Source organism: Pseudomonas hygromyciniae (genome assembly GCF_016925675.1).
GTDB lineage: Bacteria > Pseudomonadota > Gammaproteobacteria > Pseudomonadales > Pseudomonadaceae > Aquipseudomonas > Aquipseudomonas hygromyciniae.
The window spans coordinates 3,511,781-3,523,393 of record NZ_CP070506.1; the positions used below are offsets into that span (position 1 = coordinate 3,511,781).

The following is an 11,613-nucleotide window of genomic DNA, read 5'->3' on the forward strand; positions in this document are numbered from 1 at the left end:
GTGCTTGTCCTTATTCTGCCGGCACCAGGGCCTGCAGGTCTTCTTTCTTGGCGGTTGCGTCGAAGGCAATGCCCTTGGCGGTCAGCCATTCTTTCAGCTCGGGGACCTTCATTTTCAGAGGGTCGGTTTCTTTGCTCTCTGGCTCCTTGCCGTCGGACACCTTAATGCCGGCCGCTTGGTAGGCGTCGTAGATGTCCGGGGCATCGCCATCGACCACCACCTCGGTAGCGGCGCCGATGACACCGAAGAATTCGCTCAGCAGGCGGTAGCACACGCCGCGCTCTTTGCCCGGCTTGTCCGTGTAGATCACTTTCATGAGTCACCTCAAAAGCACCCCGGCGCCCATAAAGACGCCAGTTTGTGTGGGCCGGATTACGGCGTGGTGGTACCGCTGATGACAGCGGCGAACGGGACTTGCTTGCGGCTGAACACACGCTTCCAGTTGCCTGCGGAGGCGTACTGAGTCGCGGTTGGGCTGAGGTTCTGAGCTTCGGAACCCTTCCAACTGAAGCCGGCAGGCTGGAGGATGTAGGTCTTCCGCTCCCACAGCACTTCGGCACCACCACCGTTACCGCCGCCAGGCTTACGCTCCAGCTCTACCGGCACCTTCGGCGTGCCTTCGCCGTAACCGAAAGCGCCCTGGCCGAAGAACACGGACAGGTACTTGCCCGCGCCATACACCAGGGCATCGTCCATGAACACTGGCTTGCCGAGGTAGGTGGCCAGGATGATCTTGCCGTCGGAGTCACGCAGATACTCGATGAGATCCTGCTTGACCATCTGGTTCATCACCACCGAATGCACACCGATCGCGCCAAACTGGTCGGCTGCGTCACCGGCGGTAAACGCGGCATCCTGGAAGGCGTTCGCACTGATGGTTGCGCCCGCGTCGATGACCATGTCACCGCCGTTGTTCGCGATGTTCGAGGCGATGATGCCGCGAGACGCGCCCAGGGTGTAGCGCTGCCACTGGCGAGTCCAGTAGGTGCCGAAACGGTTGCGGATCTGCTGTTGAGGCTCACTGTTCGCAAGCTCAGCGGTCAGATCGGTGACGCCGTAGCCTTTGTTGAGGTACAGGACGCGGGCACGCATGCTGTCCTGGGTGACTTTGCCGACTTCGCCTTGGTCGTTCGGGTCATCGTTGCTGATGTTCGGAGCTTCATCAGCGTTGAGATCCTGCCAGTAGCTGATCTCGGCGGTGCCCTGGCTGCCGGAGGCGATGGCGTCCAGCACAGGGGAGCGAGTCACGATGCCGGACTCGTACACAGCGGTCTTTTCCGGGCTGTTAACCGGTGCCAGGGAGGCGTAGTAGTCACCGACGAAAATGTCGGTCAGTTGGGTAGTTGGCATGAGTTAGGTTCCTTTGGTGGCCTGGATTTTCTTGAAGAGCTCGGGGTTGTCACGGGCGATCGCTGCGCGCTCGGTTTCCGCGTACTCACCCCACTTTTTCGTGGCCTTGCCACCGTTGTCGCCGGTCTGCCCGGCACCCTGAGCCCTTGGCCACAGGTGTGTTGCTGTTTCACGCAGAGATTCCGCCCATTCGAGCGGCGACAGCGGGGTCTTCCCGTCCTTCCCGTAAACGACCTCGCCGTCACGGTCGGTGGCGATCGCCTCGCCGTCTTCACTGAGTTTGAAAGTGCCCCGGGCGCGCAAGATGATGTCCTCGGCAGCCTCAGGCAGCGCGCCAGCCTTGATGGCGGCAGCGCGAATGGAATCGGCCAGCACCTTATCGCTGTACTTGGCTGCGAATTGCTCGGCCTTGTCGGCGCGAGCTTTCTCAGCGGCCAACTTGGTGTCGTAGTCGGTGCGCAAGCGCTCGGTACGGCGAGTGATGACCTCGTCCAGCTTGCCCTCGGCAATCAGCTTGGTCTCCTCATCCTGGCCAACCTTGGTCAGCAGGCCCTTCACGGCTGCGATGTCCAGGCCTTCGAACTGGGTCTTGAAGCCGTCCAACTCGGTCTTGGTGGCCCGGAGCGAGCCAAGTAGCTCGGTGTTTTTGTTCTTGAGGCCCAGGGTTGCAGCCTCAACGGCGGCAGCAATGGCTGTCTGAACTGCCGGGTCTTCAAGATCAATCTGGTTTTCGTCTGCCACTTGGTGCACCCCTTGGGTTTGGTCGGCCCGCTTTGCAGGCATAAAAAAAACCCCGGCACGGCCGAGGTTTGAAGACGGAAGAAAAACATTTAGCCATACCTATGGCCAATTTAATTTATTTGATTTATATTATTTCAATAAACCAAATAAAGGAAATCCCAATGAGCAAAAAATATCCAATTCATACTGAACGATCAGGAAAAACCGGTTTTTGCTGTGCTTCCCTACCAGGCATACCTTGACCTAATAAAGGACAAAGATATTCCTGCTGAGTTGACCGTTGCTTCTAGCCTGATCAGCTCTGACGGACTCAAAATTCGTCTTCCATACGGCGGTCCAGGCGCCGAAATCGATCTTATCCGTTTGGTCGATTATTGCCGTCGGTGCTCCATGTTCAGCATGTCGATAAATGCTCGACAGCAAGCCTTGGATAAATTTGAAGACAAACAAAAGGGCTCCCTTGAATATTTGTTGCGCACACAGTTTCTACAAGAAGATTCGCCATACAAAAACACGATGCAAGCAACGTCCGATGTGATTGATGCGCTTGAGCAAACAGGCATTTTCCGTCGCTCTAAGCGCGACTTTCCAGGTTATTACCGTCCGGTCCTTGCACTGGATTTCATTGCAGATCAGGGGGACGAATTCATGCGCGGCCGGAAACTCCCGCTGTTCAACAAAATTAACCAATATTTCTGGATTAATTAAGCGCGCCCCTTCCGTGAACCAATAGAAGGCCTCGCATTACGAGAAAGTCAGCGAACTGTGTCCTGCTTGGCGCATATGGCGGCGGGCGCATGCGCAGGCCAGGAGTGTCTCGCTGGAGCCGCGTGCGCCGGCCATTTGGCTCAGTGCAATGCGTCGGCTCCTCGATCTGGAAGCCCTGCTCGTCAGCGTATAGCTCGACCGCCAGCCGCACCTGACCCCATTCAAGCTCAAAGGGCACGAACGTCTCGGACAGCGTCTGGTATTCGATCTTGCAGTCACGCCGGGGCCAGGCCATTGCCTGTTCAGGCTTGGCTTTTCGGCCCTTCCACTGACGACCGTTGATGTCAGCAGCGGCGCGCAGGAGCAGTTCGACCTGCTCAGCCTCAGCTTCAGGTATCCGGAACCCGTAGTAGTCGCGGTAGAAGGTCAGCTTCTCCAGCGCAACGAAGCTATTGGAAAACCTACTCCCCTGACCATGCTCGACTACCAGCACTCGTTCAGATATAAGCATCTCGCCAAAATACTCAATTAAGGAAGAAAAATGTACCGCTTTGTCTTAAGCGAACTTTACCCCACAAAAGGCTGTGAAGATGGCGCACTTCTTTTCTGCATACGCCACAAATCCGGCCTGAAAACTCTCATCGGATTCCAAGGCGTCTTGACACAGTCAAGCGCCCCTGTAGTGGTTCAGCTTACTGAAGAGTGTTTGCCGCTCATTCTGAATGAGGCACAGTGCGAGGTTGGAATTGCTACTTACGAGTTCCAAGAAGGAAAAGACCCGCACGTACTGATGCGCTCTGACATTCCCGGAGATTACAAAGTCGGATCCCTACGAATTTTTATCGGGAAAGAACCTCCCATGCTCAATAACGTATCGCGTGATTGGCCAGGTAGCATCTTAGGCTGACGCCTATAGATTCGCGCGGATGAACATGTCTGGCTCGGCAGCCCTCAGTTGCGCCAGGGTCAACGGCTTGAACGATTTATCAAGTTGCAACTTGGCGAATTTCTCCGGCGTTAGCCCTCCATCGCGGAACAACTTGCCTCGGACTGGCCCGAGGGCATGATCCTGGAAAGTCGCCGGCTGTGTAGCCAGCCATTCGTAGTAGTTCAACTCCGCATCGACCTGGGCCCCGCCGTTGTCGCCCACCGAGGCGCGAGTGGCGTCCTTGGCGAACATCTCCGTAAGCCTGGTGGTCGGCACCGTTGTTGACCGACAGTTGATGTGCGCCGGAGGCAGCGGGCCTTTGCCCAGGTCGAAGCGCATGCCATCCAGGCCTTTGCATTGCTGCGAGGTCTTGCGGTCGAGCGTCGATACCCAGCGATAGCCCTGCACCACATCGCTGTTGGCCTTCAGCGTCTCCATTCGCGCCGTGGTGGCCACATGCTGGATTGCCGTCTGCAAAACGGCGGCAGCATTGCGGTTGCTCACCGCCAGGACGCCGTCCGTGAAGTTCTGCGCCGCGGTGCCGCGAATCGCCTGGGTGATCTGGGCATTGGTATGGCCCTGGCCGAAGCCGAGCCGGATCGTGTTCGTGACACGCATCGTCTCGGTACGCGTCCAGCCGCTGACGAAGCTCTTCAGCAGCTTGCCGCCGTCGATGCCCTTTACCTGAAGCGGATAGGAGAGCACCGCCGCACGGATCACCGTATTTGTCGGTACCACCGCGTCGATGGAGAGCGCATTGCTCAGGCTGTTCGCCTCGAATGTTGACTCATACAGAGCGATGTCGACTAAGTCGGCCTGCACCAGGTCGCCATAGGCCTTGTAGATCTCCAGCAGCTTACCGTCCACCCGGGCCAGGAACTGCTCGAGCCGGCTCCGGCTGTAGGTCGTCAGTTCCTTGCGTGTCAGTTGCTCCCGCACAAGTGTGTCTATCTGGCGCAGGTATTTCTCGAACTTTTTGACCTCGCCGGCCTTAAGCCGCTCCAGCATTACCGAGTGGCGGGTCGTCTGCTCCAGCAGCTGGCTGTCCGCCTGCACCAGGTTTGTCGATGACATCGTCGTTGTCCAGGTTGATGCCGGCCGACTCGCGCTCATCGCTGATCAGGTCGGCCTCTTCGTCATATGGGCGGTCCGGCAGCTTGCCGGTGGTGAGATACTGCCAGTAGGTGTCGGCGCTGAGCGTGCCGGCCATCACACCCTTGAGCAGTTCGGCGAGCACCTGGGCGTCGACCACCGGGGTCACGAACTCAGGTTTCACCTTGAACTTGACCTGTTTGGGGTCATAGCCCTTCCACTCGGCGGCGTATCGCAGGCCCTGCTCCACCGCCTCGGCCACAGTGATTACGATGCTGTGTAGAGTGGCATGCTGGTCGTTCTGGCGTGTTTTGCGCGCCTCACCCGACTCCGTGCCACCCACGTCCATGACCTTGGCACCGGCCTCAAGCGCGGCGTTCTTCTGGTCATCCATGGCCTTGCGGACAGCTTCAATACCGGCGCCCTGGAACTCCAGGTAGCCACAGGACCCGCTAGGCCCAAGATCCCAAGCCGCTGATGGACCCGTGACGCTCAACTCTACCGATTCATCCATCCCAGACACCCAGGGTTGCGGGTGGCTGGTCTGGTGCAGTGAAGTGAAGTAGTCAGCGCTCAACTGGTAGGACTTCAGCGCGGCCCGCGCCATGGTTAGCAGTGGCACCTCGTCGACGTCCGGCGAGTTGTCGGTCGAGCCGCAGTAGATGACGGGCAAATAGGCCAGGCCTTTGACGAGACGGTTGTCGGTACCGGTGGTGCCCAGCGGGCGTTCGTCCTCGACCAGCTCACCGCCTTCATTCCTCACGGCGGTGTAGCAGACCTCGTTGAGCATAAAGAACTCACGGAACACCGTGTCGCAGTCATGGCTGTATCGGTCCCCGCCCTTTTTGCGGAATTCCCGGAATACCGAAAGGACCAGGTCTTGCCGACCGCCTTGATCAGCGGTGTCCCAGTTGATGGCGTTGCGTGTGGCGTACGTCGAGAAGTACGGCTCGCCGCGGTCATCGATGTTCACCACTAGCGGCACCCGGCCGTGGGAGATCGCTTGGCGCACCATGCGGAAGAAAAGCTGCTTCAGGCCGAAGCCGTCGGCCGTGGCGTTGTCCTCCAGCCCTTTAAGGCCTGTGGGCAGCTCGATCTCCGGGATCAGTCGGGAGACCAGGCCCATCATCGAACGCAGCGAGTCGCGCACCCAGTGCTCGTACTGCGCTCTGTTCGTGTAGTTCTCGTAGAGGTACTTGTTACCCGCGCCATCCAGCTTTTCAGCCTCAACCATACCGCTCGGCTTGGGCAGGTTGCGCTCGTTGCGCTTCACGGCGCACTCACCCTCGAGCGCGTCGTCCATCATCTCCCACTCGGCGATGTGAGCGTCGTAGTCGGGGTTTGTCGATTGCACTGGCATCAGGCCAAGCCTCCAATTCGGCGTGTTCCGCCTGTGCGTTTGCGTCGGCCCATCGATACGGCGAAGTAGCGGAAGGCATCCGCGCCGTGCGATGACCAGTCGTGAAGTGGTTTGTCTTTCCAGCAGCCGCGCTTGTCGTCCCACTCCTTGCGGTAGTTCTCCAGGCAGGAAATGCCCAGTTCGCACTTGGACTCATCGAAGGCGCAGGCCGGAAGGATCTCCCGCACCTGCTCAATGCCTTCGTCGATGCCGAGCTTCGGAACAACGCTAAACTTGAGGCTGTATTTTTGCCCGTCGATCTCGTAGCCCTCACGGGCCAGTTCACGGCGGGTCTTGCCATCGCTGCCGAATTCGCGGTTATCGATGTCGTGGGGGCCCCAGTGATCGCCGTACGTGTATTTGCGATCCTTGAGCACCTTCATGTAGTGCCGAAGGCCTTCACCGCTGTTCTCGTAGAAGTCGATGACGTGATATTCCTCGCCAACGATCCGAACAAACCAGATGGCCGTCGAGTCGCCAACGCCGATATCCCAAATCGTGTGAACAGGAAGGTGGCTGTTGTCCGGCAGCGCGCCGATACGCTGAGCTGCATACAGTTTGGTGAACTGCTTGGCGTAGTAGGCACCCTCGACCGACTGCTGGAAGGCTTCGACAGGGATAGACGGGTATTCCCGCTTCATGTCGTCGCCGAGCGTCTTTTCCTTGGCCGCGTACCAAGCGCGCTGGCCGTCATTGGTGACAATCCCGTGCTTGGCGTGCAGGTCGTTGAAATAGTCGGTCAGACGCTGCGGCAGCACTACGTCGGTGGAATACAGGCTGTAGGCCTTGTTGTTCCACCAACTGAAGAAAAAGAACTTCCAGTCGAGCAGGCCCAGCGGCACACCAGAAAGCTGTTGTCGCTCTGCTGACTGGCTGTAATCGAAGAAATACCCTGCCCGGCCCTCGGCCGTCGACTCGATGGTGACGAAACACTCAGCAGCGACAGCCTCGAAAGCACCAGTGACGATCTCACGTGCCTTGTGTGGGAACTTGGCGCAGATCTTCCCGAACTCAGATACGTGCAGGTAGCGCAGCGTCCCGCCCCGGAACGAGGTAGAGACGTAAAGCGAGCCGCCCTTACTGAAAACCAGTTCACCGGCAGCGTCGTTTCTCGCTGGGTTGGCAGCGCGCAGCTCCTTCGGCAAGTTGTCGTAGGCGTACTTGACCTTTTCACGAAACAGGCGCTTCGCGTCGTTCAGTGTGTGAGCGATCAGGGCGCACTTGGCAGCCTCGAACAACGCTGCATCCAACTGGACGATGCACACCAGCGTCGTAAAGCCCAGCTGGCGGGCTTTCAGGATGATGTTCCGGGTATGCATCCCCTGGAAGTAATCAATCTGCTCCTGCGTCATGCGGAAGCGAACCTTCTTCCCCTGCTTGTCGGTGATGAAGTAAAGGTTGTTCAGTCGCCAGAATCGGTCCCGAAGCAGTTTCATGTGCTCGGGTTTCATATCAGGCGTCCTGTGATAATTCGTCCATCATCTTCGAGATCTCGTCGGCGTCGTCCGTCTTCTCCTTCTCGTCCAGGCTGAATGCCTGCCGCTCAAGGACTTGCAGGTTCTTCATTGCAGAGGAAAGCTGAAACAAGGTCTTGGAGTTGCTGGGCAGCGCAACAGCAGCGAGCATCGAGGCCCGGCGCATACCGTTGTTGTCCTCGTCAGTCTCGTCGATGATCGCGTCTTCGATCTCTTCGCGGCGCTGGATGGTATTGAGCAGGTCATCCATCAGCAGGTTCGCAAGGTTCGTGGCCTTGCGAATGTCCCGACGGTGGCTGCGAACCACCCGAGCCCCTTCTTCTGCGGCCTCCTCGATGATCTCAGCGTCAAGTTCGCAGTTCGCGCCTTGGTCGTTGCGAACCTCTCCGCGAACCAGCTTGCTGCGAACCTCTTTGCGCACCTGGTCAGAAAGGTCTCTCGCCCATCCTTGGACTTTGGCTTTCTTCCTGATTGCGGTGTCGCTCACGCCTTGGCGCTCTGCGATAGTCCTGATGGAAAGCGAACCGGCCCGGTAGGCACGTTCGATTGCCTCCCAGTCGGGTTGCTTGGTTGTCATGAGTGTGGATTCTCTTTGGTGCAAGTATCATCTGTGGAATGGCATAGTGAGACCTAGCCCGGCAAACGATGTTTTCAATCACAGGAGAAAAAGTAATGGATAACGACGGTGCCCTTTGGCTCATAGCGCAGGTTTTGTCTGCAGCGTGCCTCTCTATGGAAGAAGGGATGACAGCCCCTAATAATCGCGACCTACCGCTAGCGAGAGAGCTGGCAGCTAATTGCGGGGATGTCCTAAAGAAACACGCGATAGCCGTTTTTGCCATCACTGAGACCGGATCAAAAGTACAGCTTCCGGCGAACCAGGATGTCATAAGAGGAAGGGAGCACTTCTCTAAGATCGTTGCAGAAAGATCCGGGAGTCAGTCCGAAATTGATACAGGCACAATCAAGATGCACTCAACCCAATTTGAACCCGGAATCTGGGAGCGCTCCGAATTGAGTCAAGCTCTCGCAAAGGCGTTCCGACTCGTCGGCTGATAAATTAATGAGTGCCGCATTCCCGCGCGGCACACCTACCCTTCCCCGATGTCCAGCAGTACATCAATCAGCTTCTGCTCACCGAGGCGCATCGCACCCAGGCATTGCAGGTCATCGCACTTTGGACCGAGGCCGAACACGGTTACCTCTCCCTTCGCACCGATCAGCGTCAAGGCACCTACGGTGCACTCTGGATGCTCACCGGCATCCAGGTCATCGGCGATCTTGCGCAGGGTCTTGGCAGCATCGCGCCAGTCCTCCCGCTTGAACTCCAGAACCTTGATGGTCATTTGGTCACCTGCTGCAGCCACTCTTCAATGATCCGCTGCACCACGGGCTCAGTCAGGATCGAGGAAGGCTTGTCGCCGGCGATCACCGATTGAACCAAAGCGTGCGGGACTACGTGGACGGCATCACTGGCTACCACCATCAGGTGCGGGCGCTGGTCGGCGATGTCGTGGATGGTCGCGGTCATTGCGTCACCATCTGGTGTGTCTGTGCATGGGCGTGGCCGTGGAGCAATCCAACGATCAGGCCCTGGGGAAGTCCGGCGGCCTTGGCGGCGTCTACGGCATCGGCAATGGCCTTGTCGATAGCGCTCACCGCGCAGTTGATTTCCGGGCTCATCGGGAGCGCGTGGTACAGGCGGGTGACGTTGCTCATCTGCAAAACCTCGCGCCACGATTTGGCGCATTCGAAAACGTGGCGCGGATTACCGTTACCCGACGCGCTGACCGGAGATCACCTCGCCGAGCGTCAGTCCATGCCGGCTACGGTGAGATTTGATGCCCGCCGCAGAATCCTTGGCGACCATTGCATCCGCGACGATGTCAGCCTGCTGAGAATTGCTGAACTCACCGACTGTGATCGACGAGGCGCCACACCCTCCGCTGTCGCTTGGCGACTCCTGGGTGTAGCAAGTGACGATGTATCGGGTCACCGGGCGAACTTGGTATTCAGTACTCATAAAGCCTCCGGCCTGCGCACAGGCTGATTGTGGGTGAAGCGCGTCTGTTACTTGCCTCGGCGCTCGACACCACCTGGCGCCTTGTCACAGCTCATGCAGTGCTCGCAGTTCAGCGTCCGGCATAACCAGACCTTCACCCGCTGCCAGTAAGTGACCATGAAGATGTGCCGGGCACCGGCAAGGGCCAGGGCGACATGCAGCGTCAGGCCAGCCGTGGTCGGACCGAAGAAGATGTTCTGACTACGCACCGACACGACGAAACCAGTGATGGCGATCGTGGTGTAGATCAGCTTCCCGAGGATGCCGTCCCTCACCTTCCCGCTCAGTACGCACCAGGTCGCCCAGGCGGCGATCAGGCCGCAGGCGATGGAGTTGATCAGTTCAAGATTCATGGTGGATTGCCTCCCCCGAACCGCTGGCGAATGAGCGCCCAGAGATCAGCGGATTTAATGGCTCGATTAATGGCCGCCAGGAGCGAACCGCCAAATGCCCCCAGCAGAAAGCCGATGCCAGCGACGATCTTCGGCTCGGTCACACCCAGATAGGTGCTAACCATGCTCGTGAGGTAGATCGAGCAGGCCATGCCGGTGATGAGGAAGATCATCCAGGCACGCCAGTCGTTCAAGTCGTCCTTGTGCCACCAACTGGCGATCACAGCTCCAACAAGGCCCGCGATCAGCAATTCGAACCTGTCGATCTTGTCGAGCAGGCGCTGTAGATACTCCATGCGCTCGACTCCCTGGGCATGATCAAAAAGGCTTTTGCCGGTCTGGGCGAAGCCCTAAGATAAAAATCACTAGATAGAAGACCCGGCACATGGCCGGGTCAGTGGCTACAGATAGCCTTTATGCAACCAGGTCCCAGGTGATGGCCAGAGATCCAGTAGCGGTAATACCTGGGATCCAGGAGCCAGCGGTCACCCAAAGCCCCATACCAGCAGGTACGAAAAGTGGAGCCGGAAGGAGAACTTGGGAATGGCTGTTCGCAACAGCCGGGCCATTGCCATTGAAAATCATGCGAGTACTGGCGTCACCGGTAATGCTAGGCGCTGTCTCCGAGGCGTACAGATTGACGTACCCGCTGGTTGGGTCGATGGAGGCTGTCTGGATGGTCAGACCGTTCACGTTTTCGGCTGGCGAGACGATCTGAACAACACCCTTCGGAAACAGATTGCCGAAGTGTTTACCAACTTTTACTGCGTTCATATTTTTCACCTTTGAATTGAATGATTGTTCGCGGAGAATTCCGCTTTCATGTCGCTCAAAGGCGATTGCTCGAGGCTCGCGGCCTTCACATGATTCAACGTCCCGCATCGGGAACATTTGATCTGGAGCTCTGTAAACCCACCCGTACGGGCGAGAAGTCTTTTGCAGTTACCGCATCTGAATTCTTTCAACATCTGCAAATTCCTTTTGCTGAATCGCCCTTTCCGTGGGCAACAAAAAACCCCGCTCTAGGCGGGGCTTTTTTTGGACCATTACGACAGCCTCAATTGGTGATGCTGACGGCAATGAACATCAATGATGGTCAAATTTACTGGATCCGAACCAACCGATAAGCGCACCTAACACCGTCCAGAAGATATCGGCAAAGAAAAGAGCCTTCTGCGAAGGCGCCTTGATTGACTCTTCAAAAAGCCGCTCAGGCATGCTCGATGCAAATAAAGCGTTGTAGCCATGCGGAAAAAAGGCCCATAGGGCTAACAAAACCAGCAAAGCTACTATCCACTTTCCGTCACTGGCGTAGCTGCGCTTGTAGCCTGCCAACAATGCATAGGTTAAAACGCCCGCGACTACCATTGTCATCGGAAACTGCGCACCAAGCGCGCTCATCTGGTCAGCAATACCACTAAGACTCATAAAGCTTTCTATTCCAAAATGCTAAAAAGAGAGAGCTA

At 57.5% G+C, this 11,613-nt stretch carries 20 protein-coding genes; 3 read left to right on the forward strand and 17 right to left on the reverse strand.

Features of this window, described 5'->3' with window-relative positions; all coding sequences use genetic code 11:
* Nucleotides 1-10: 10 nt before the first annotated feature.
* The 3 genes from JTY93_RS15385 to JTY93_RS15395 are packed head-to-tail and all read right to left on the reverse strand — an operon-like array spanning nucleotide 11 to nucleotide 2,091.
* The gene (locus JTY93_RS15385) at nucleotides 11-316 is read right to left on the reverse strand and encodes a HeH/LEM domain-containing protein (RefSeq protein ID WP_205475866.1); all 306 of its coding nucleotides are present in this window, start codon (nucleotides 314-316) and stop codon (nucleotides 11-13) included.
* Nucleotides 317-372: 56 nt separating this feature from the next.
* Complete coding sequence (locus JTY93_RS15390) at nucleotides 373-1,350, reverse strand: major capsid protein (RefSeq protein WP_205475864.1); 978 nt, start codon at nucleotides 1,348-1,350, stop codon at nucleotides 373-375.
* Between the two features lie 3 nt (nucleotides 1,351-1,353).
* Complete coding sequence (locus tag JTY93_RS15395; protein ID WP_205475863.1) at nucleotides 1,354-2,091, reverse strand: hypothetical protein; 738 nt, start codon at nucleotides 2,089-2,091, stop codon at nucleotides 1,354-1,356.
* 216 nt (nucleotides 2,092-2,307) lie between these two features.
* Between JTY93_RS15395 and JTY93_RS15400 the strand changes: the two genes are divergently transcribed.
* Nucleotides 2,308-2,799, forward strand: a complete 492-nt coding sequence (locus JTY93_RS15400) for a hypothetical protein (RefSeq protein ID WP_205518880.1) — start codon at nucleotides 2,308-2,310, stop codon at nucleotides 2,797-2,799.
* Here JTY93_RS15400 and JTY93_RS15405 read toward each other — a convergent pair.
* Nucleotides 2,792-3,310: a DnaT-like ssDNA-binding protein gene (locus JTY93_RS15405; protein WP_205475859.1), complete on the reverse strand. Its 519-nt coding sequence runs from the start codon at nucleotides 3,308-3,310 to the stop codon at nucleotides 2,792-2,794. The two genes, JTY93_RS15400 and JTY93_RS15405, sit on opposite strands and share 8 nt — an antisense overlap.
* 30 nt (nucleotides 3,311-3,340) lie before the next feature.
* Here JTY93_RS15405 and JTY93_RS15410 point away from each other — a divergent pair, with 30 nt between their 5' ends.
* Complete coding sequence (locus tag JTY93_RS15410) at nucleotides 3,341-3,706, forward strand: hypothetical protein (RefSeq protein WP_205475857.1); 366 nt, start codon at nucleotides 3,341-3,343, stop codon at nucleotides 3,704-3,706.
* Between the two features lie 3 nt (nucleotides 3,707-3,709).
* Here the strand turns inward: JTY93_RS15410 and JTY93_RS15415 are convergent, their stop codons facing one another.
* The 4 genes from JTY93_RS15415 to JTY93_RS15430 all read right to left on the reverse strand — a co-directional run bounded on the left by JTY93_RS15415 (nucleotide 3,710) and on the right by JTY93_RS15430 (nucleotide 8,270).
* Nucleotides 3,710-4,801: a minor capsid protein gene (locus JTY93_RS15415; RefSeq protein WP_240344156.1), complete on the reverse strand. Its 1,092-nt coding sequence runs from the start codon at nucleotides 4,799-4,801 to the stop codon at nucleotides 3,710-3,712.
* Complete coding sequence (locus JTY93_RS15420) at nucleotides 4,719-6,053, reverse strand: DUF4055 domain-containing protein (RefSeq protein ID WP_240357219.1); 1,335 nt, start codon at nucleotides 6,051-6,053, stop codon at nucleotides 4,719-4,721. The genes JTY93_RS15415 and JTY93_RS15420 overlap by 83 nt, the downstream gene beginning before the upstream one ends.
* Before the next feature lie 125 nt (nucleotides 6,054-6,178).
* Nucleotides 6,179-7,669 (reverse strand): terminase large subunit, encoded by a 1,491-nt coding sequence (locus JTY93_RS15425; RefSeq protein ID WP_205475853.1) that lies wholly within the window; start codon nucleotides 7,667-7,669, stop codon nucleotides 6,179-6,181.
* A 1-nt stretch (nucleotide 7,670) separates the two neighbouring features.
* Nucleotides 7,671-8,270 (reverse strand): hypothetical protein, encoded by a 600-nt coding sequence (locus JTY93_RS15430; RefSeq protein WP_069022855.1) that lies wholly within the window; start codon nucleotides 8,268-8,270, stop codon nucleotides 7,671-7,673.
* Nucleotides 8,271-8,365: 95 nt separating this feature from the next.
* On the opposite strand from JTY93_RS15430, the gene JTY93_RS15435 reads away from it, so the two are divergent.
* The gene (locus JTY93_RS15435) at nucleotides 8,366-8,749 is read left to right on the forward strand and encodes a hypothetical protein (RefSeq protein ID WP_205475851.1); all 384 of its coding nucleotides are present in this window, start codon (nucleotides 8,366-8,368) and stop codon (nucleotides 8,747-8,749) included.
* 35 nt (nucleotides 8,750-8,784) lie between these two features.
* Here the strand turns inward: JTY93_RS15435 and JTY93_RS15440 are convergent, their stop codons facing one another.
* The 9 genes from JTY93_RS15440 to JTY93_RS15480 all read right to left on the reverse strand — a co-directional run bounded on the left by JTY93_RS15440 (nucleotide 8,785) and on the right by JTY93_RS15480 (nucleotide 11,575).
* On the reverse strand, nucleotides 8,785-9,039 hold the full coding sequence (locus tag JTY93_RS15440) for a hypothetical protein (RefSeq protein ID WP_205475849.1): 255 nt from the start codon (nucleotides 9,037-9,039) through the stop codon (nucleotides 8,785-8,787).
* Entirely contained in the window at nucleotides 9,036-9,224 is a 189-nt protein-coding gene (locus JTY93_RS15445) for a hypothetical protein (protein WP_205475847.1), read from the reverse strand. Before JTY93_RS15445 ends, JTY93_RS15440 begins: the two co-directional genes overlap by 4 nt.
* Nucleotides 9,221-9,412, reverse strand: coding sequence for a hypothetical protein (locus tag JTY93_RS15450; RefSeq protein WP_205475845.1), 192 nt, complete (start codon nucleotides 9,410-9,412; stop codon nucleotides 9,221-9,223). The genes JTY93_RS15445 and JTY93_RS15450 overlap by 4 nt, the downstream gene beginning before the upstream one ends.
* Before the next feature lie 55 nt (nucleotides 9,413-9,467).
* Entirely contained in the window at nucleotides 9,468-9,716 is a 249-nt protein-coding gene (locus JTY93_RS15455; RefSeq protein ID WP_205475843.1) for a hypothetical protein, read from the reverse strand.
* Between the two features lie 47 nt (nucleotides 9,717-9,763).
* Complete coding sequence (locus JTY93_RS15460) at nucleotides 9,764-10,108, reverse strand: hypothetical protein (protein ID WP_205475841.1); 345 nt, start codon at nucleotides 10,106-10,108, stop codon at nucleotides 9,764-9,766.
* Nucleotides 10,105-10,443: a hypothetical protein gene (locus JTY93_RS15465; RefSeq protein WP_003218335.1), complete on the reverse strand. Its 339-nt coding sequence runs from the start codon at nucleotides 10,441-10,443 to the stop codon at nucleotides 10,105-10,107. The genes JTY93_RS15460 and JTY93_RS15465 overlap by 4 nt, the downstream gene beginning before the upstream one ends.
* A 118-nt stretch (nucleotides 10,444-10,561) precedes the next feature.
* Complete coding sequence (locus JTY93_RS15470; protein ID WP_170045127.1) at nucleotides 10,562-10,921, reverse strand: hypothetical protein; 360 nt, start codon at nucleotides 10,919-10,921, stop codon at nucleotides 10,562-10,564.
* A 5-nt stretch (nucleotides 10,922-10,926) separates the two neighbouring features.
* Nucleotides 10,927-11,121, reverse strand: a complete 195-nt coding sequence (locus JTY93_RS15475; protein WP_205475840.1) for a zinc finger domain-containing protein — start codon at nucleotides 11,119-11,121, stop codon at nucleotides 10,927-10,929.
* Nucleotides 11,122-11,233: 112 nt separating this feature from the next.
* Nucleotides 11,234-11,575, reverse strand: coding sequence for a hypothetical protein (locus tag JTY93_RS15480; protein WP_205475835.1), 342 nt, complete (start codon nucleotides 11,573-11,575; stop codon nucleotides 11,234-11,236).
* Nucleotides 11,576-11,613 lie beyond the last annotated feature (38 nt).

What these genes read in the sequence shown, in the direction of transcription:
- JTY93_RS15420 (WP_240357219.1), bottom strand. Translation starts at nt 6,053, where the DNA reads ATGGTTGAGGCTGAAAAGCTGGATGGCGCGGGTAACAAGTACCTCTAC.
- JTY93_RS15405 (WP_205475859.1), bottom strand. Translation starts at nt 3,310, where the DNA reads ATGCTTATATCTGAACGAGTGCTGGTAGTCGAGCATGGTCAGGGGAGT.
- JTY93_RS15425 (WP_205475853.1), bottom strand. Translation starts at nt 7,669, where the DNA reads ATGAAACCCGAGCACATGAAACTGCTTCGGGACCGATTCTGGCGACTG.
- JTY93_RS15385 (WP_205475866.1), bottom strand. Translation starts at nt 316, where the DNA reads ATGAAAGTGATCTACACGGACAAGCCGGGCAAAGAGCGCGGCGTGTGC.
- JTY93_RS15410 (WP_205475857.1), top strand. Translation starts at nt 3,341, where the DNA reads ATGTACCGCTTTGTCTTAAGCGAACTTTACCCCACAAAAGGCTGTGAA.
- JTY93_RS15415 (WP_240344156.1), bottom strand. Translation starts at nt 4,801, where the DNA reads ATGTCATCGACAAACCTGGTGCAGGCGGACAGCCAGCTGCTGGAGCAG.
- JTY93_RS15450 (WP_205475845.1), bottom strand. Translation starts at nt 9,412, where the DNA reads ATGAGCAACGTCACCCGCCTGTACCACGCGCTCCCGATGAGCCCGGAA.
- JTY93_RS15480 (WP_205475835.1), bottom strand. Translation starts at nt 11,575, where the DNA reads ATGAGTCTTAGTGGTATTGCTGACCAGATGAGCGCGCTTGGTGCGCAG.
- JTY93_RS15465 (WP_003218335.1), bottom strand. Translation starts at nt 10,443, where the DNA reads ATGGAGTATCTACAGCGCCTGCTCGACAAGATCGACAGGTTCGAATTG.
- JTY93_RS15445 (WP_205475847.1), bottom strand. Translation starts at nt 9,224, where the DNA reads ATGACCGCGACCATCCACGACATCGCCGACCAGCGCCCGCACCTGATG.
- JTY93_RS15440 (WP_205475849.1), bottom strand. Translation starts at nt 9,039, where the DNA reads ATGACCATCAAGGTTCTGGAGTTCAAGCGGGAGGACTGGCGCGATGCT.
- JTY93_RS15390 (WP_205475864.1), bottom strand. Translation starts at nt 1,350, where the DNA reads ATGCCAACTACCCAACTGACCGACATTTTCGTCGGTGACTACTACGCC.
- JTY93_RS15455 (WP_205475843.1), bottom strand. Translation starts at nt 9,716, where the DNA reads ATGAGTACTGAATACCAAGTTCGCCCGGTGACCCGATACATCGTCACT.
- JTY93_RS15460 (WP_205475841.1), bottom strand. Translation starts at nt 10,108, where the DNA reads ATGAATCTTGAACTGATCAACTCCATCGCCTGCGGCCTGATCGCCGCC.
- JTY93_RS15430 (WP_069022855.1), bottom strand. Translation starts at nt 8,270, where the DNA reads ATGACAACCAAGCAACCCGACTGGGAGGCAATCGAACGTGCCTACCGG.
- JTY93_RS15470 (WP_170045127.1), bottom strand. Translation starts at nt 10,921, where the DNA reads ATGAACGCAGTAAAAGTTGGTAAACACTTCGGCAATCTGTTTCCGAAG.
- JTY93_RS15435 (WP_205475851.1), top strand. Translation starts at nt 8,366, where the DNA reads ATGGATAACGACGGTGCCCTTTGGCTCATAGCGCAGGTTTTGTCTGCA.